This is a genomic window from Acidimicrobiia bacterium (assembly GCA_040880805.1).
GTDB lineage: Bacteria > Actinomycetota > Acidimicrobiia > IMCC26256 > DASPTH01 > DASPTH01.
Genome location: JBBDHW010000053.1, coordinates 41,769 through 58,728, shown reverse-complemented (window position 1 = coordinate 58,728; position 16,960 = coordinate 41,769). Strand labels below are relative to the sequence as shown.

Annotated in this window: 17 protein-coding genes; 4 read left to right on the top strand and 13 right to left on the bottom strand. The window is 68.8% G+C overall.

The genetic code is table 11. From position 1 onward, the window contains the following. On the top strand, positions 1-964 hold a 964-nt coding region (locus tag WD271_13965), incomplete at its 5' end, for a hypothetical protein (GenBank protein ID MEX1008935.1). 27 nt (positions 965-991) lie between these two features. Here WD271_13965 and WD271_13960 read toward each other — a convergent pair. Further along, entirely contained in the window at positions 992-3,727 is a 2,736-nt protein-coding gene (locus tag WD271_13960; protein ID MEX1008934.1) for a UvrD-helicase domain-containing protein, read from the bottom strand. 63 nt (positions 3,728-3,790) lie between these two features. Here WD271_13960 and WD271_13955 point away from each other — a divergent pair, with 63 nt between their 5' ends. From WD271_13955 to WD271_13945, 3 genes are all read left to right on the top strand, one after another. Next, the gene (locus tag WD271_13955; protein MEX1008933.1) at positions 3,791-4,051 is read left to right on the top strand and encodes a CopG family transcriptional regulator; all 261 of its coding nucleotides are present in this window, start codon (positions 3,791-3,793) and stop codon (positions 4,049-4,051) included. Beyond that, a complete protein-coding gene (locus tag WD271_13950) occupies positions 4,048-4,425 on the top strand; it encodes a type II toxin-antitoxin system VapC family toxin (protein ID MEX1008932.1) in 378 nt (125 codons plus the stop codon). Before WD271_13955 ends, WD271_13950 begins: the two co-directional genes overlap by 4 nt. 70 nt (positions 4,426-4,495) lie before the next feature. Then, the gene (locus tag WD271_13945; GenBank protein ID MEX1008931.1) at positions 4,496-7,207 is read left to right on the top strand and encodes an adenylate/guanylate cyclase domain-containing protein; all 2,712 of its coding nucleotides are present in this window, start codon (positions 4,496-4,498) and stop codon (positions 7,205-7,207) included. Here the strand turns inward: WD271_13945 and dtd are convergent. From dtd to WD271_13885, 12 genes are all read right to left on the bottom strand, one after another. Next, the gene (gene dtd, locus WD271_13940) at positions 7,197-7,640 is read right to left on the bottom strand and encodes a D-aminoacyl-tRNA deacylase (GenBank protein MEX1008930.1); all 444 of its coding nucleotides are present in this window, start codon (positions 7,638-7,640) and stop codon (positions 7,197-7,199) included. The genes WD271_13945 and dtd overlap by 11 nt on opposite strands. 4 nt (positions 7,641-7,644) lie before the next feature. After that, positions 7,645-8,673, bottom strand: coding sequence for a class I fructose-bisphosphate aldolase (locus tag WD271_13935; GenBank protein ID MEX1008929.1), 1,029 nt, complete (start codon positions 8,671-8,673; stop codon positions 7,645-7,647). A gap of 4 nt (positions 8,674-8,677) precedes the next feature. Next, positions 8,678-10,237, bottom strand: a complete 1,560-nt coding sequence (gene guaA, locus WD271_13930) for a glutamine-hydrolyzing GMP synthase (protein ID MEX1008928.1) — start codon at positions 10,235-10,237, stop codon at positions 8,678-8,680. 63 nt (positions 10,238-10,300) lie between these two features. Beyond that, positions 10,301-11,461: a GuaB3 family IMP dehydrogenase-related protein gene (locus WD271_13925; protein MEX1008927.1), complete on the bottom strand. Its 1,161-nt coding sequence runs from the start codon at positions 11,459-11,461 to the stop codon at positions 10,301-10,303. A gap of 77 nt (positions 11,462-11,538) precedes the next feature. Further along, positions 11,539-12,120 carry a CoA pyrophosphatase gene (locus WD271_13920; GenBank protein ID MEX1008926.1) on the bottom strand — a complete coding sequence of 194 codons (582 nt, stop codon included), beginning with the start codon at positions 12,118-12,120 and terminating at the stop codon, positions 11,539-11,541. A 98-nt stretch (positions 12,121-12,218) separates the two neighbouring features. Further along, the gene (groES, locus tag WD271_13915) at positions 12,219-12,524 is read right to left on the bottom strand and encodes a co-chaperone GroES (GenBank protein ID MEX1008925.1); all 306 of its coding nucleotides are present in this window, start codon (positions 12,522-12,524) and stop codon (positions 12,219-12,221) included. Positions 12,525-12,672: 148 nt separating this feature from the next. After that, on the bottom strand, positions 12,673-13,680 hold the full coding sequence (gene tsaD / locus WD271_13910; protein ID MEX1008924.1) for a tRNA (adenosine(37)-N6)-threonylcarbamoyltransferase complex transferase subunit TsaD: 1,008 nt from the start codon (positions 13,678-13,680) through the stop codon (positions 12,673-12,675). Further along, positions 13,680-14,234: a ribosomal protein S18-alanine N-acetyltransferase gene (gene rimI, locus WD271_13905; GenBank protein ID MEX1008923.1), complete on the bottom strand. Its 555-nt coding sequence runs from the start codon at positions 14,232-14,234 to the stop codon at positions 13,680-13,682. The genes tsaD and rimI overlap by 1 nt, the downstream gene beginning before the upstream one ends. After that, positions 14,234-14,932 carry a tRNA (adenosine(37)-N6)-threonylcarbamoyltransferase complex dimerization subunit type 1 TsaB gene (gene tsaB, locus WD271_13900; GenBank protein MEX1008922.1) on the bottom strand — a complete coding sequence of 233 codons (699 nt, stop codon included), beginning with the start codon at positions 14,930-14,932 and terminating at the stop codon, positions 14,234-14,236. The genes rimI and tsaB overlap by 1 nt, the downstream gene beginning before the upstream one ends. A gap of 7 nt (positions 14,933-14,939) precedes the next feature. Continuing rightward, entirely contained in the window at positions 14,940-15,434 is a 495-nt protein-coding gene (gene tsaE / locus WD271_13895) for a tRNA (adenosine(37)-N6)-threonylcarbamoyltransferase complex ATPase subunit type 1 TsaE (protein MEX1008921.1), read from the bottom strand. Next, entirely contained in the window at positions 15,431-16,003 is a 573-nt protein-coding gene (locus WD271_13890; protein ID MEX1008920.1) for a uracil-DNA glycosylase, read from the bottom strand. Before WD271_13890 ends, tsaE begins: the two co-directional genes overlap by 4 nt. An 88-nt stretch (positions 16,004-16,091) precedes the next feature. Continuing rightward, the gene (locus WD271_13885) at positions 16,092-16,955 is read right to left on the bottom strand and encodes a P1 family peptidase (GenBank protein MEX1008919.1); all 864 of its coding nucleotides are present in this window, start codon (positions 16,953-16,955) and stop codon (positions 16,092-16,094) included. Positions 16,956-16,960: the final 5 nt, after the last annotated feature.

The following is a 16,960-nucleotide window of genomic DNA, read 5'->3' as shown; positions in this document are numbered from 1 at the left end:
CCCCCCCCCCCCCCCCGCTCCTCTCGGAAAGCTCTCCACCCAGCTGCTGTGGTTTCTCGGCGTGTACCTGTTCGTGATCGCAACGAGCCGGTGGCAGGTGCGTCTCGCCGAGTTCGGACTCCCGGCGGTGGCCGCGCTCGTCGCCGTGATCGCCCTGGTCGACATCGGCCGCTTCCACGTCACCGGTGGTATCGCGGTCGCGAACTTCCTGCTCGTGTGGTTCATGGCCGCGACGCTCGGTCTCGTCGTGCGCGACCGCGTCGGTCGGGGTGCCCGTGTGTTCGCGTGCACCGCGCTCGCGGCGCTCTCCTTGAACGTCGCGCTCGTCGCGCTGTTGCCCTACCCGATCTCGATGATCGGGATGCCGGGCGAGCCGATCTCCAATATGGCGCCGCCGACACTCGCGCTCGCCCTGCACTCCGTCGTGCTGATCTCGTTGGTCGGTCTCGTGTGGCCGTGGCTGGATCGGCTGTGCGCCCGTCCACGGTTGTGGCAGGCCATTGCCGCCGCCGGGGCGGCGGCAATGACGGTGTACCTCTGGCATCTCACGGCGCTCGTCGGGATCACCGTGCTCGAACACGAGGTCGGGTTCACCCGCGGCTCCATCGACGACATCGGCTTCTGGCTCGCCACGCCGCTGCACACGTTCGCGATCCTCGCGACCACACTGGTCGTGGTCGGCGTGGCGGTCTTCTTCGAGCACCGTCCGGTCCCGTGGTTGGAGCGACCCGGCACCGGCGCCCCCGCGAGCCCCGCGAGTCCCGCGAGTCCGGCGTGGTCGGCGTTGGCGGCGGCAGGCGTCGTCGCCTGCGGGTGCGGCTTCCTCGTGCTCGCGGCCACCGGTATGGGTGGGTTTCCGTTCGGGCGAGTCACCTCGTACATGGAGCTACCCCTCACACCCGGCCTCGGCTTCGGGTTGCTCATCGCCGGCGTGCTCGCGGTACGGGCGGGCGGCCGCCGCTGACCGCGATACCGCGGCGTCGGTGAGCAACTAGATCTTCTGGAGCGGTGCCCAGGCGAGCAGCAGTCGCTTCTCTCCCACCTCGGGAAAGTTGACGACCGCTTCGGTCTTGTCGCCGTCACCGATCAGCTCGAGCACGACACCTTCGCCGAACTTCTCGTGCGCGACGTCGTCGCCCACTCGGATCCCGAGGCTCTCGGCACCGCGCGCACCCGACGGCGCGGACGCCGACGCCGCGAGCGCAGCCTCGACCACCGCTTCGCGGTGCCTGCGTCCCCGCCCGATCGGCTTCGCGCTCTCCTGCGCGTGCACGAGCTCCTCGGGGATCTCGGAGAGAAACCGGCTCGGTGGGTAGTAGTCGGTGGAACCGAACAGCATCCGTGACCACGCGTGGCACAGGTACAGCCGCTCGCGTGCTCGCGTGATGCCCACGTAACAGAGACGCCGCTCCTCCTCGAGCTCGTCGGGGTCACCGAGGCTCCGGACGTGCGGGAACACGCCGTCTTCGAGGCCGGTGATGAACACCACCGGGAACTCGAGGCCCTTCGCCGAGTGCAGGGTCATCAGTGTGACCGCGCTCTGTTCGCCACCCGCGCCCTCGGCGGTGTCGAGGTCGGTGACGAGCGAGATCGCTTCGAGAAATGCCTGGACGCGAACGAGTCCCGTGGGCAGGACCGGTACAGCATCCGTGTCGGCGGTACCCACTCCCGCGATTCCCGGGAGCCCGGTGAGGTCGCCGGCTTCGATCGCCTCGTCGAACTCGCGGCAGACGCCCACGAGCTCCTGGAGGTTCTCGATCCGTCCCTGCGCTTCGATGGTGTGCTCGGCTTCCAGCTCCGCGACATAGCCGGTTTCCTCGAGCACCGCTTCCACCGTGGCCGCCACGCCCGATTCCGCCGCGTACTCGAACGTGTCCATGAGCTCGAGCAGCTCCCCGATGCCGCCGAGCGCCTTGCCGGTGACGCCGGCGGTGGCGGCTTCGTGCAGCGCTTCGCGGAATGTGAGCCCGGCGCCCTGGGCGTAGGCGGACACACGGTTCACTGACGTCTCGCCGACCCCACGCTTGGGCGTGTTCACCATTCGCCGCCAGCTCACTTCGTCGTCGGGGTTCACGAGGGCGCGGAGGTACGCGAGGAGGTCCTTCACCTCGCGGCGGTCGTAGAACTTCACGCCGCCGACCACGCGGTACGGAACGCCTGCGCGCACGAGCTGCTCCTCGATGACGCGGCTCTGCGCGTTCGTGCGATAGAAGACCGCGACGTCGTTGAACCGCTCGCCGTCGGTCTCCACCAGGCGCATCGTCTCGCGCACCACGAAGCCGGCCTCGTCGTGCTCGTCCTCCGCGTGGTAGCGGGTGATGAGCTCGCCGCCGATCTGCTCGGTCCACAACTGCTTCGGCCGCCGCGCCGCGTTGTTGGCGATGACCGCGTTCGCGGCGTCGAGGATCCGCTGGGTGGACCGGTAGTTCTGCTCGAGCACGATCACGGTCGCGTCGGGGAACACTTCTTCGAACCGCATGAGATTGCGGAAGTCGGCCCCGCGGAACTTGTAGATCGAGTTGTGCGTGACGAGACCGTCGGCCACGAAGTTGTGCGTGCCCTCGACGTCGAGGTCGTAGACCAGCCGGTCGAGCTGCACCCGTTCGACCCACGTGACCGGATCCGGCCTACCGTGCTCGTCGTGCATGATCATTCCGCTCCGAACCGACGAGGCGACCGGCCAGCTGCTCGCGTCCTCCAATCGCACGCGGTTTGGCACGGTTTCCGTGTCAGATCGCGCTCTTTTACCGGCGAAATGGACGTGGTCCGCCGTTGACACGATGCGCCGGCCGCTCTGTGTGGTGATCGCGATGCCGCTCGGAGCGGTCGATCGGTGCACGCGCATGACGCGCGCCGGTCGGAAGTCGCCGCTCCCGTAGCAGGAAAGCACCTCATCGCCCGCGCGCACTTGCTCGATGCGACGGCGTGAACCATCTCCCATGGTGATCGCGGTGCCCTCGACAAGACACTGATCCGTATCTCCTACGACCAGCACGTTGCGGTGCTCTTCGGTGAGCATGCGCACGAGCTCCCACTGCGCGACGTTCGTGTCCTGGAACTCGTCGACGAGCACCTGGCTGAACCGTGCGCGCCAGCGCGCGAGCACGTCGGGATGCTCGCGGAACAGCCGCACGCTGAGCACGAGCAAATCGTCGAAGTCGACGGCCGACGCCTCGAGCAGCCGGCGCTGGTACTCGCGGTACACCTCGGCCACCCGGTACTCGGGCGGGGTGAACGCACGGTCGCCGGCCTGCTCGGGTGTGACGAGCTCGTTCTTCAGCGCCGAGATCGCCCCGTGCAACCGTCGGGCGGGGAAGCGCTTGGGATCCAGGTTGAGATCGCGCCGCACATAGTCGGTGAGGCGGACGGCGTCGGACTGGTCGTAGATCGAGAACGACGACCGGTAGCCGAGTACCGGCGCCTCACGCCGGAGGATGCGCGCGCACGCGGAGTGGAAGGTGGACACCCACATCCGGTGCGCCACGGGGCCGACGAGGTCGGCGACCCGCTCCTTCATCTCGCCCGCGGCCTTGTTGGTGAACGTGATCGCGAGCAGGCCGAACGGCGAGACGCGCTTCTCGGCGACGAGGAAGGCGACCCGGTGGGTGAGCACCCGCGTCTTGCCGCTGCCCGCACCCGCGATCACGAGGATCGGCCCGTCGGGCGCCGACGCCGCCTCGCGCTGCACCGGGTTCAACCCTGCAAGCAGCACGTCGGTCTCGGTCACCGACTCATCGTACGGCGACCGTACGCGTGTTCGGGGCCCCGGTTTGCTGTATGCTGCTGATGTATGGAGCGTACACAGATCTATCTCAGCAAGGAACAGCGCCGACAGATCGCCCGCCTCGCGAAGGACGGTGGTGTCTCCCAAGCAGAGGTTGTGCGTAGGATCCTCGATCGCGCGTTGGGCTTCGACGACGGCGCAGCCGATCGGATCGCCGCGATCGACGCCACCGCGGGTCTCTTGCACGACGCACCCGACTGGCCGGAGTGGTTGGAGGACGTGCGTGGCGCAACGGCCGCCGAGCGCCTGACCGAGCTCGGATTGTGACCCTTCTCTTCGACTCGACGGTGCTCATCGCGCACCTGCGCGGCGTGCCCGGCGCCACCAACCTGCTTCGGGAGTCCGTGGGGAGCTGCACGGCAGCCGCGAGCGTGCTCTCGCGAGTCGAGATCGAGGGCGGGATGCGCAGCGGCGAACGAGCCGACGTATCTCGCCTCTTCTCCGCCCTGCGCCTCGAGCCGGTGAGCGACGCGATCGCCGTGCGCGCCGGGTCAATGCTCCGCCAGTACCGAAGCTCGCACGCGGGTATCGACATCGTCGACTACGTGATCGCCGCGACCGCGGAGGAATTGGGTGCGGAGCTGATGACACTGAACGTCCGCCACTTTCCGATGTTCGAAACACTGCAGTCAGCGTTCTGAGCGCCGGTTCCTCTTTCGCCTCACCGCGGACCCTGGTTGACTGGAGCGCCACAGCATTCGGGAGGGAATCTTGACCGAACTGCCGAGCGGGACGGTGACGTTCCTGTTCACCGACCTCGAGGGATCGACGCGTCTGTGGGAAGACAATCCCGATGCGATGCACGGCGCGCTCACGCGCCACGACGAGATCGTTCGGTCGGCGATCGAGTCGCAGAACGGGCATGTGGTCAAGACCACCGGTGACGGCTTCCACGCGGTGTTCGCGAGTGCGCACGACGCGATCGGGGCCGCGCTCGCCGCCCAGGTCACGATCGAGCAGGAACCGTGGCCCGAGCTCACCAGGTTGCGGGTCCGGATGGGCGTGCACACGGGCGAAGCTCAACAACGTGCCGGCGACTACTACGGATCGTCCACCAACCGTGCAGCCCGTTTGATGGGCGTCGGTCACGGCGGCCAGATCGTCGTTTCCGACGCCACCGCGGCCGTCGTGGGCAACGACCTCGCCGACGGAGTCGATCTCGTTCCGCTGGGCGAACACCGGTTGCGCGACGTCGCAACGCCGATCGCGATCTTTCAGCTCGTGGCGGTGGGTCTTCCGAGCGAGTTTCCGGCACTCCTGACCCTCGACGCGTTCCCGGAAAACCTGCCCGCGCAAGTCAGCTCCTTCGTCGGACGCGAACGGGACGTGCGCGAGATCGTCGGACTCCTCGATGCGGCGCGCGTGGTGACCCTCACCGGTGTCGGTGGAGTCGGCAAGACGCGCCTCGCGTTGCAGGTCGCGAGCGAACTGCAGGCGCGGTTCCGCGAGGGCGCGAGGCTGGTCGAGTTAGCGAGCGTCCGCGACCCGGGCGTCGTCGCGGATGCTGTCGCGGCGGCGCTCGGCGCGCCGACTCGGCCGGGAATCCCCGTGCTCGACACCCTCATCGAGTTCGTCCGCCCGAAGCAACTCCTCGTCGTGCTCGACAACTGCGAGCACCTCCTCGCCCCCGCAGCCGAGCTCGTCCGCACGCTCGAACATGCCTGCCTGCAGCTCGTCGTGTTGGCAACGAGCCGAGAGGGTCTCGGCATCAGCGGCGAACGCCTCGTCGCGGTGCGTTCGTTGGCCGAGAGCGAATCGGAACAGCTCTTCGTCGAGCGCGCGGTCGCAGTGAAGGCAGACTTCGAGGTCACCGACGCGAACGCGCCTGCCATCGCCGAGGTGTGCCGCCGGCTCGACGGCATCCCGCTCGCGATCGAGCTCGCCGCGGCACGCGTCGCGGCGCTGAGCCCGGCCCAGCTCGCCCAGCGCCTCGACCAACGGTTCCGGATCCTCGCGGGGGGCGAACGCGGTGCCATCGAACGCCACGCGACCCTCCGCGCCGCGATCGACTGGTCCTACGACCTGCTCGCGTCGGAGGAGCAGCTGATGCTGGCGCGCCTCTCGGTGTTCGCGGGCGGCTGCACACTCGAAGCCGCGGAGGCGACCTGCGCAGGTGAGGCGATCGGGCCCGATGACGTTCTCGACCTGGTGTCCGGGCTCGTCATGCGTTCGCTCGTCGTCGCCGACACCGACAGCGCGGGGGACACGTACTACCGGCTGCTGGAGACGATCCGCCAGTACGCCGAAGAGTGCCTCGAACCACAAGATCGTGACGCGACACGAGACCGGCACTCCCGACATTTCGCCGAGTGGCTTTCGGTCGCGCTCGCAGGCTCTCAAGGGCCCGAGCAGGCCGAGTGGTTCGCGCGCGTCGACCGCGATGCCGAGAATCTCCGCACCGCGGTGAGCTGGGCCATCGCCCGCGAGGACACGCCGACGGCCGTCGAGCTCTTGGCAACCGGAACGCGGAGCCCGCTTGGCACGTTCACGGTCGGGCGGGCGATGTTGGACTCCGCCGATGCGGTGCTCGAGCTCGTGCGAGCGACGGACCTCGATCGCCTCACTCTCGTGCTCGCGCACGCCGCACTCCTGGCCGCGTTTCGAGGTGACCGCGGCCGAGCCGAGCAGCTCTGCGACGAGGCTCGGGCGGCAGCAGACGGCCCCGATGACGACGATCTCTACGACGTATGGGCCGCGGAGGAATGGATCGCGCTGGGGGCGGGCGACCTCGCGCGAGCGGTCGAGTGTACGGAACACATCGTTGCGTGGGCTCGCCGCAACGGCTACGACTACGAACAAGCGGGAATGGCCGGGTCGCTCGTCATGTTCCGAGCGTCCGCGGGAGACCCCGGCACGGGCACGGGCATTGCCAATGCGCGCGAGGCACTCGCGCTCAGCCGACGTACGGGAGCGCCGGCCTCGATCGCGTCGAACCTGGCGTTCCTCGCCCAGACGCTCGTCGACTCCGACGCCGAGACTGCTCGTGCAAATCTTGTCGAGGCGATGCAATGGCACGACGCGCTCGGGCCGGCGTTTGCGGAAGAAGCGGCTCTGAGCACCATCGCAATGGTCGGCGCGCGCCTCGCCGAGCGCGCCGTCACCCTTCGCGCTGCCGCTCGCATCCTCGACCGGACTCCTTCGAGCACACTCATACTCGGTGGCGTCCTCGAAAACGTGGCCGCATCCGTTGCGCCCGAGTCTCCTGACGGCGCGGCAATCCTCCACGGTGCAGTCGACGTGCTCACCCCGGGGCTCGTCCAGTGGGGGCCTCTCGTCGTGACTCGTGCCCGCGCCGTCGAGGCCATCGACGCGCATGTCGATCCCGAAGCCGTTGCCCGCGATCGTGAACAGGGTGCTCTGATGACCGAACCGGAAGCAGCCGACCTCGCCCGCGCGCTGGTCGACGAAGCACTCAGCGGTTGACTTCGAGCAGCAGGGTCACCGGGCCGTCGTTGACCAGCTCCACTTGCATGTCGGCACCGAACTCACCGGTCGCTACGGTCGCGCCCAGATCACGCAGCGCGTCGGCGAACGCGCGCACGAGCGGTTCGGCCTGCTCCGGTCGGGCGGCCTCGATCCACGACGGTCGGCGGCCCCGTTCGGTGTTCCCGTAGAGCGTGAACTGACTCACGACGAGCACCTGGCCGCCCGCATCCGCGACCGGGACGTTCATGGTGCCCGCGTCGTCGGGAAACACGCGGAGGTTCCACACCTTGTCGGCGAGCTTGCGCGCGACTGCCTCGTCGTCGCCGTGCGTGACACCGACGAGCACGCACAGCCCGATGCCGATCTCGCCGACGACGGCCCCATCGATCCGGACGCGCGCTTCGGTGACGCGCTGCACGAGCGCGCGCATCGGGCTACGCGGCCGATTTCTCCATGTCGGGCGAGTAGCTGCCCGACCGCGCCAGGCTGTTCATCCGGGCGCGGTGAAGGAGCGCGGCGCGACCGGCGTCGACGTTCGCGGCGGCGCCCTTCCATGCCTTCAACGCCGGGGCCTGCAGCGCGCGCCCATAGGAGAAGCTGAGCTGCCACGGGTGCGGACCGAGCTTGTTCATCGCGTTCAGGCGTGCGGTGGCCTGCTCGTCGGACTGCCCACCCGAGAGGAAAACGACGCCGGGAACCGCAGCCGGCACGGTGACGTGGAAGCAGCGGATCGTGGCTTCGGCGATCTCCTCGTCGGACACCTGCTTCGTGCAGTCGTACCCCGGAAGCACCATGTTCGGCTTGAGGAGGATCCCCTCGAACTCCACGTTCTGGTGCAACAACGCGTGGAACATCGCGGCCTGGGCGCGCTCGGTTGCGAGGAACGACTCGTGGATCGTGTGATCGCCCTCCATGTAGACCTCGGGCTCCACGATCGGCACGATGCTCGCCTCCTGACAGAGCGCGGCGTAGCGCGCGAGCGCGTGCGCGTTCACGTCCACGCAGTAGTCGCTCGGGTGGCCGTCACCGTTGCTCACCGAATACGTCGCGCGCCACTTGGCGAAGCGGGCACCGAGCTCCCGGTACTCGGCGAGGCGCTCGCGCAACCCGTCGAGGCCCTCGGTGACGGTCTCGCCCTCGGAGAACGCGAGCGGCTTCGCGCCGGCGTCGACCTTGATGCCGGGGATGATGCCCTGGTCCTGCAGCAGCTTCACGAGCGGGGTGCCGTCGCCGGCGGACTGCCGGATCGTCTCGTCGTAGAGGATCACACCGCTGATGTAGTCGCCTGCGCCTTGCGTGGTGAACAGCATCTCGCGGTAGTCGCGTCGGTTCGTCTCGGTGGACTCCACGCCGATCGAGTCGAAGCGCTTCTTGATGGTGCCGCCGCTCTCGTCGGCAGCGAGGATGCCCTTACCGGGTGCGACGAGCGCACGCGCCGTTGCGTTCAGCTCGTTGAGGCTCATGTGTTCACTCCCATTCAATGGTGCCCGGTGGCTTGCTGGTGATGTCGTAGGCGACCCGGTTCACGCCGGGCACCTCGTTGATGATGCGAGACGCCATCCGCTCGAGCACGTCGGCGGGAAGCCGGGCCCAGTCGGCGGTCATGGCATCCTCGGACGTGACCGCGCGGATGATGATCGGGTACTCGTAGGTGCGATCGTCGCCCATCACGCCGACGGTGCGCACCGCGGGCAGCACCGCGAAGCTCTGCCAGATCTCGCGGTAGAGGCCGGCGCGCCGGATCTCCTCGATCACGATCGCATCGGCGTTGCGCAGGATCTCGAGCCGCTCCGGCGTGATGGTGCCGATGATCCGCACGGCGAGCCCCGGCCCGGGGAACGGCTGGCGCCACACGATCTCCTCGGGCAGGCCGAGTTCCTCGCCGATCGCGCGCACCTCGTCTTTGAACAGGTGGCGCAGCGGTTCGACGAGCTCGAAGTTCATGTCTTCCGGGAGCCCGCCAACGTTGTGGTGCGACTTGATGGTGGCGTTGTCGTCGCCGCCCGATTCGACGATGTCGGGGTAGAGCGTGCCCTGCACCAAGAACCGCGCGTCGGCGCCGTCCGCTGCGAGATCGCGCGCGGCTTCTTCGAACACCCGGATGAAGGTCTCGCCGATGATCTTGCGCTTCTGCTCGGGTTCGACCACGTCGTGGAGCGCGCCCAGGAATCGGTCGCCCGCCTTCACGTGCACGAGATCCACCGCGAACTGCCGCCGGAACGTCTCTTCCACCTGCTCCGCTTCGTCGAGCCGGAGCAAACCGGTGTCGACGAACACGCAGGTGAGCTGGTCGCCGATGGCCTTGTGCACCAGCGCGGCGGCTATCGCCGAGTCGACGCCACCGGAGAGCCCGCAGATGACGCGCTCGGACCCGACCTGCTCGCGCACTTCGCTGACGGCCTGCTCGATGATCGAGATGTTCGTCCACGTGGGCCGGCAGCCACACACGTCGAACAGGAAGCGCTTGAGAACTTCCTGGCCGCGTTCGGTGTGCGCGACCTCGGGGTGGAACTGCACGCCGTACACGCCACGCTCGCGATGTTCGAGGGCGGCGACCGGCGCGCCGGGCGTGGACGCGGTGACCACGAACCCCTCGGGTGCGCTCACGATGGCATCGCCGTGGCTCATCCACACGACCTGCTCCACCGGCAGGCCCTCGAACAGGACCGCGCTGCGATCGGTTCGAGTGAGCTGGGTGCGCCCGTACTCGCCGCTGCCGGTGCGTTGCACGGTGCCGCCGAGTTGCTGCGCGACGAGTTGCGCGCCGTAACAGATGCCGAGCACCGGCACGCCGGCGTCGTAGACCGCGGGGTCGATCATGGGTGCGTCCGGGACGTGCACCGACGCAGGGCCACCCGAGAGGATGATTCCCTTCGGCCGGCGCGCCAGCATCTCGGCGAGCGGCATCGATCGCGGCACGATCTCGGAGTACACGTGTGCTTCGCGCACGCGCCTCGCGATCAGCTGCGCGTACTGTGCCCCGAAGTCGACGACGAGAACAGTGTCGAACGAATCAGCAGCCAACATGATGGGTTACTCGCTACGGATCGGGATACCCGATCCGCTCACGCTCGCTCCCGACACCATGGGTCACCGGCCCATGCCGACGCCCTGCGCGCGCTGGAGCGCCTTACCTTCGGTCTGGAGCGAGGGCGCAACCATCACTTCGGCCTTCTGGAACTCCTTGAGCGTCTCGTAGCCCGTGGTGGCCATCGACGTGCGGAGTGCGCCGAAGAGATTCAGCGTGCCGTCGTTGTCGTGCGCGGGGCCGGTGAGGATCTCCGCGAGCGTCGCGCGGCGGCCCGCGTTCACGCGCGCGCCACGAGGCAGGTCGGCATGGAACGTGGCCATGCCCCAGTGGTAACCGCGGCCCGGGGCTTCGTAGGCAGCCGCCAACGGCGAGCCGATCATCACGGAGTCGGCTCCGCACGCGATGGCCTTGGCGATGTCGCCGCCGGTGCGCATGCCGCCGTCGGCGATGACATGCACGTACACACCGGTCTCGTCGAGATGGCGGATCCGCGCACCCGCGGCATCGGCGATCGCGGTGGCCTGCGGCACGCCGATGCCGAGCACGCCGCGCGTGGTGCACGCGTGACCGGGGCCGACACCCACGAGCACACCGACCGCGCCCGTGCGCATGAGGTGCAGCGCGGTGGAGTACGACGCGCAGCCGCCCACCAAGACGGGGATCTCGAACTCACGGATGAACTTCTTCAGGTTCAAGGGCTCGGCAGTCTTCGACACGTGCTCCGCAGAAACGACCGTGCCCTGGATCACGAGGATGTCGAGCTCGGCGTCGAGCACATGCTTGGCGTAACGCTCGACGCGCTGCGGCGTGAGTGACGCGCACGCGACGACGCCTGCAAGCTTTACCTCACGGATTCGCTGACCGATGAGCTCGGCCTTCATCGGCTCGGAATAGATCTCCTGCATGCGGCGTGTGGCCTTCTCGGCCGACAGCTCGGCGATCTCCTCGAAGAGCGGTTCCGGATCTTCGTATCGCGTCCACAGGCCTTCGAGGTTGAGGCACGCGAGCCCACCGAGCTCGCCGACGTCGATCGCGACCCGTGGTGACACCACGCCGTCCATTGCGGCTGCGATGACCGGCAACTCGAAACGGAACGCGTCGAGCTCCCACGAAATGTCGACGTCACCGGGATCGCGCGTTCGCCGGCTGGGGACGATCGCGATGTCGTCGAGGCCATAGGCCCGCCGACCGGACTTGCCGATACCGATCTCGACTTCCACCTATCACCTCCGCAAAGAAAAGAGCTTACCGCTCGAGGCCCGCAGTCCCTTGCCAGCGCTCGCCGAACCGGCCGGCATCACTCGAAGATCGGTGTGCCCACGAGGTGCGCGAGGAACCCGGCCAGGATGCGCGCAGTGACACCCCAAATGGTCTCGTCCTCGAGCTCGAAGAAGTGCATCGTGCGCTCGGCACCGACAAGGTCCCATCGCTCCTGACTGTGGACCTCGTCGCTCAGCAGGGTCGAGAGCGAGACGTGGAAGACGCGCTCGACCTCGCGGGGATCGGGGACGAGCGTCGGCGGCACACCGATCAGCCCCACGAACGGAGCGATCAGGAAAGGGCCCGAGACCGCGTGCATCGTGTCGAGCTCGCCGATCACGTCGACGGAGTCGCGGGGAAGGCCGATCTCTTCCTCGGCCTCGCGCAGCGCGGCGTCACGCGGCGTGGCGTCGAGGTGCGGGTCGATCTTGCCGCCCGGGAACGCGATCTCGCCCTGGTGGTTGGGCATGGTGTCGGGACGCCGCGTGAGGACGAGACGCGTCTCGCCCTGCTGCTCGAAGAGCGGGAGCAGGACGGCGGCCTCGCGCGTATCCGGTTCGAGCGCGGGCCCGGGCAGCGGAGGAGGAAGGTCGGCGCAGCGGGCTCGGACGTCGTGCAACGACAGGACCCGCTGGCCTGACGGAACCTGGGCCCAGGGCGACGGGCCCCCAGCGCGCGCCGCAGGCGGGCGCGGGATGCGCTGGCGGCCTCCCCTGGCTACTTCTTCTTCCCGGGCGCGATCCTGGCGAGCACGTCGCGGCTCGACAGCACGAGGAGGTCTTCGCCGTCGACGGTGATCTCGGTGCCGCCGTACTTCGAGTAGAGGACCACGTCACCTTTGGCGACGTCGACGGGGATGAGGTCGCCGGTCTGGTCGGAGCGACGGCCCGGGCCCACGGCCAGGACCTCGCCCTGCTGGGGCTTCTCCTTGGCGGTATCGGGGATGACGAGGCCGCTCACGGTCATCTCCTCAGCCTCACCGGGGCGGACGACGATCCGGTCCTCGAGCGGTTGCAGGTTCATGCGCGTGACCCTTCTACTGTTTCTGGCCGGCTGGTTCTGGCCGGCTGGTTCTGGCGGGGTTGGGATGCGATCTCGTTAGCACTCGGGCTATGCGAGTGCTAAGTCACGGTACCAGCCACCCTCGGGATCGAGCAAACGCGGGCTCGGCTCAGAGCCGAAGATTCGGGTCGATGCCGGCGTTGAGCGGGGTGGGGCCGTCGGCCAGGAGCCGCCACCACGCCGTGGCCGCGATCATCGCCCCGTTGTCCGTGCAGAGCTCGAGTGGTGGCAGGAATGCTCGGCGACCGGTGCCCGCCGCCATTTCGGCGACGCGCGCGCGCAGACGCGAGTTCGCCGCCACCCCACCGCCGATCACCACCGTGCCCACGCCCGCCTCGTCGGCGACGGCGAACAGCTTGTCGACGAGCTGGTCGATCACAGCTTCTTGGAACGACGCGGCGATGTCGGCGACGCGGTCACCGACTCTCCGTTCGGGCACGGAGTCGGCGATTCGGCGCACGTGGTTGACCACCGCGGTCTTGAGACCCGCGAACGACAGGTCGAGCTCGCCCGGCATCGCGCGCGGGAAGCGGATCGCGGCCGGATCGCCGGTAGCGGCGAGCCGGTCGATCGCGGGTCCGCCGGGATAGCCGAGCCCGAGGAACCGGGCGACCTTGTCGAACGCCTCGCCCGCGGCGTCGTCGACGGTTTGGCCCGCGACGCGGTAGCGGCCGTGATCCTCCATGACCACGATCATCGTGTGGCCGCCGGACACGATCAGCACCACGAGCGGCGGCTCCAGGGTGGGTTCCTCCAGCCACGCCGCGTACAGGTGCGCCTCGAGGTGATTGACACCGACGTAGGGAAGATCAGCGGTGAGCGCGAGTGCCTTCGCCGCGCTCACGCCGACGAGCAACGCGCCGGCGAGCCCCGGCCCGTGGCACGCGGCGACCGCGTCGAGCGCGCGCAGCTCCATCCCCGACTCGACGAGCGCCTCCTCGATCACCTCCGTGATGAGCTCGACGTGCGCGCGACTCGCGATCTCGGGGACGACACCACCGAAGCGCGCGTGGAGGTCGACCTGGCTCGACACGACCGACGAGCACACGGCGCGGCCGTCAACGACTACCGCCGCGGCCGTTTCGTCGCACGATGTCTCGATTCCCAGGATGCGCATCAGGCGCGCCGATCCTCCAGAAGCGTGTCACCAGGAAGTCCGCGCTCGATCGAGTCGAGTAACTCGGAGTACTCGGGGCGATCGACTTCGTGCGCCCACATCACGAGCGCGTCCTCGTTGACCTCCTGGTAGTAGTTCTTGCGCACGCCAACCGGTCCGAATCCAAAACGCCGGTAGAGCTCCTGCGCGCCGCGGTTCGTCATCCGCACCTCGAGCGTGAGGCTCGTCGAGCCGCGTGCGATCGCCTCACGCGCGAGCACCAGCAGCAAACGGGTACCGACCTTGTTGCGGTGCCACTTTGGATCGACGGCGATCGTGGTGACGTGACCGTCGTCGACGGTCATCATCAGCCCCGCATACCCCACCAGCTCGCGACCGATCCGCGCGACGAAGTAGGCGCGAGTGGACCGCAGCGCGAGCTCCGAGAGGAACAGCGACGCGCTCCACGGCCGCGGGTACACCTCCTGTTCGATCTTCAGGACCGACCGCACGTGCCGGCGCCGCATCGCCTGGACATGCACGACGGGTTCCACCTGTTCCGGCTGCGCAGCCATTACTTCCTCACTCCAACGTGCTCGCGCTCCCAGTGGATCTCGGCGTCGCTCGTGCGGAGGTAGAGCGGCCGGAGGTCGCGCGGCAACTGGAAGTCCTCGCGTTCGACGCGTGCCGTGGCGAGCTCGACCAGCGCAGCCGCGCTCGGTGACGCATGGCTCCCTCCCACAAGCTCGGCGCGGTCGAGTGACGCGAACTCGTCGCGGTAGGCAGCAACCCCGTCACCGGCGAGCAGGAGCTCGTCGGTGCCGGACTCGAGCTCGGCGACGAGCTCAGCGGGCGCTCGGACCTCGTAGTCGGAAACCCGCTGCAGACCACCCGGCACCGGCCGGTACGACGCCGAGAACACCTCGCGCCGTCGCGCGTCGAGCACGGCGACAACGAGGCGGTTGGCGTGCCGCAGCGGATACGCCACCAGGTCGAGGCTCGGGATGCCGACGACCGGCACGCGCAGCGCCTGCGCCATGACCTTCGCGGTGGTCACCCCCACGCGCAGTCCCGTGAACAGCCCGGGCCCGAGGTCGACCGCGATCGCCGCGAGCTGTCCGAGCGACACGTCGAGCTCGTCGCACAGGTACCGGATCGCGGGTGCGAGCTGCTCGGCGTGCCGCCGCCCGCCCGCGAGCGACACGACGCCCAAGACTTCGCCGCCGTCGGCGATCGCGACGGACACTCGCGTCGTGGCGGTGTCGATCCCCATCAGCACGTCACTCGCTCCCCGTGTGATCGTCACCGACGAGCGCGGCGAGGGCGTCGCTGCGCACCGCCCACGAGCGACCGGAAGGCTCGAACACGACGACGCGGTCCTCGTCGTCGTCGCCCTGCGTCAGCAGAACTTCGAGACGCTCGGCCGGGAGCAGCGCGCCCACGCGATCCCCCCATTCGACGACGGTAACCGACGGGCCACCGACGAGTTCGTCGAACCCTACGTCGTGCAGCTCCTGGAGGTGGTCGAGGCGGTACACGTCGACGTGCACGAGCGGCACGGGCGCCTCGTACTCGCGCACGAGCGTAAACGTGGGGCTCACGACCTCTTCGTCGATGCCGAGCGCGCGGGCGATCCCCTTCGCGAACACGGTCTTGCCGACGCCGAGGTCACCGACCAGGGCGACGACATCACCAGCGCGCAAGATCGTGCCGACGCGTGCCGCCAACGAGAACGTCTCGGCCGACGAGTGCGTCTGTGCCGCAAGCGTGTTCATCCTGTCGACGCCCCTGCCAACGCTCGCTTCACGCGCACGAAATCCCCGCGCGCCTGCGCGAGCGCCGCACCGCCGTTCCGCAGCACCGCCGCGGGATGGAGCGTGGGCATCAGCACCGCGTGGTCACGGAACGGGAACTCGCGGCCGCGCAACTTCGTGATGCCTTCCTTGGTGTCGAGGAGGAGCTTGGTCGCGAAGTTGCCGAGCGTCACGACCACCGAAGGATCGATGAAATCGATCTGGGCCTCGAGGTACGGGCGGCAACTCTCGATCTCCTGCGTGAGCGGATCACGGTTGCCCGGTGGCCGGCACTTCACGACGTTCGCGATGTAGACGACGTCACGATCGAGCCCGACGCCCTCGATCAGGCTCGTGAGCAGGCGACCGGCGCGGCCGACGAACGGTATCCCATCGCGATCCTCCTGCTCCCCCGGGCCCTCGCCCACGAACATCAGGTCGGCTTCCGGATCGCCGGCGCCGAACACCACCTGGGTGCGGGTATCGGCCAGCGGGCACCTCGTACACGCGAGCGCGACGCGTTCGAGATCAGCGAACGATGCGAACGCCAAGGGTTCGGACGCCAAATGTTCGGAAGGCGGTTCGATCAAAGACACGGGCGGCCACTCGGTTCTTTCGCGCGTGTGGGTGCCGAGAATATTACGCGACCGCAGAACGGACCGCGGCGGCCGTGACCTCGGTGGCCAGTAGGCGCAAACGGTCGACGTTCGCCTCGACCGCGCCCGTCGCAGCGGCGAACGCGATGTCGCCGTCGTGGCGGGTATGGGACGGGTGAATCGCCCGGACGAGGCCGTGGTGCGCGCTCTCGGCAAGTAGCCGGCACTCGAGCTTCGTGCAGCGCGCGTTCGTGGCGACAATTGCCAGCGTGGTGTTACCGGCCTCTTCGAACGGGCGGACCGCCGGAAACGCGGGCGCGTCGTCGGGCGCGGTCGAACCGGCGAGCACTTGACCGTCCTCGCCGAGCACGTCACCGACCGCGTTCACGACCACCAGCGCGCCGACCACCACGTCGCCATCGCGTGCGCTCGCCGAACCGAGCCCTCCGGGCACCGCGTATTCCCCGCCGCGCCACTTGCCGATCGTGGCTCCACGACCCGCGCCCACGCGCCCGATCTGGAGCCTGGCACCAGGCTCACGCAATGCCGCCGCGAGCGCGGCGCGGCCCTCCTCCGGGCCAGGTGTGACGCCGCCCGACGTGACCAGGTCGAAGATCGCTGCCGCCGGGACGAGCGGCACCGGCCCACCCCGCGTCATGAACCCGCGACCGGCCTCCGCCAGCGCCCGCATCACGCCGTCGGCCGCGGCGAGCCCGAACGCCGACCCGCCCGACAACACGATCGCGTCGACATGCTCGACCGTGCGGTGCGGTTCGAGGAGCGCGGTTTCGCGCGTCGCCGGCGCGCCACCGCGGATCTCGCACGAAGCGACCGTGTCGGGCGGGAACACAACGACGGTCACGCCGGTCGCGTCACCCGTCCAGTGACCGACGCGCACCCCGGGCACGTCGG

Bases quoted from the DNA above. Each gene is read 5' to 3' on its own strand.
- guaA (MEX1008928.1), bottom strand. From the start codon at position 10,237: ATGTTGGCTGCTGATTCGTTCGACACTGTTCTCGTCGTCGACTTCGGG.
- rimI (MEX1008923.1), bottom strand. From the start codon at position 14,234: ATGGCTGCGCAGCCGGAACAGGTGGAACCCGTCGTGCATGTCCAGGCG.
- tsaD (MEX1008924.1), bottom strand. From the start codon at position 13,680: ATGCGCATCCTGGGAATCGAGACATCGTGCGACGAAACGGCCGCGGCG.
- WD271_13935 (MEX1008929.1), bottom strand. From the start codon at position 8,673: ATGAGCCTCAACGAGCTGAACGCAACGGCGCGTGCGCTCGTCGCACCC.
- tsaE (MEX1008921.1), bottom strand. From the start codon at position 15,434: ATGAACACGCTTGCGGCACAGACGCACTCGTCGGCCGAGACGTTCTCG.
- tsaB (MEX1008922.1), bottom strand. From the start codon at position 14,932: ATGGGGATCGACACCGCCACGACGCGAGTGTCCGTCGCGATCGCCGAC.
- groES (MEX1008925.1), bottom strand. From the start codon at position 12,524: ATGAACCTGCAACCGCTCGAGGACCGGATCGTCGTCCGCCCCGGTGAG.
- dtd (MEX1008930.1), bottom strand. From the start codon at position 7,640: ATGCGCGCGCTCGTGCAGCGCGTCACCGAAGCGCGCGTCCGGATCGAT.
- WD271_13955 (MEX1008933.1), top strand. From the start codon at position 3,791: ATGGAGCGTACACAGATCTATCTCAGCAAGGAACAGCGCCGACAGATC.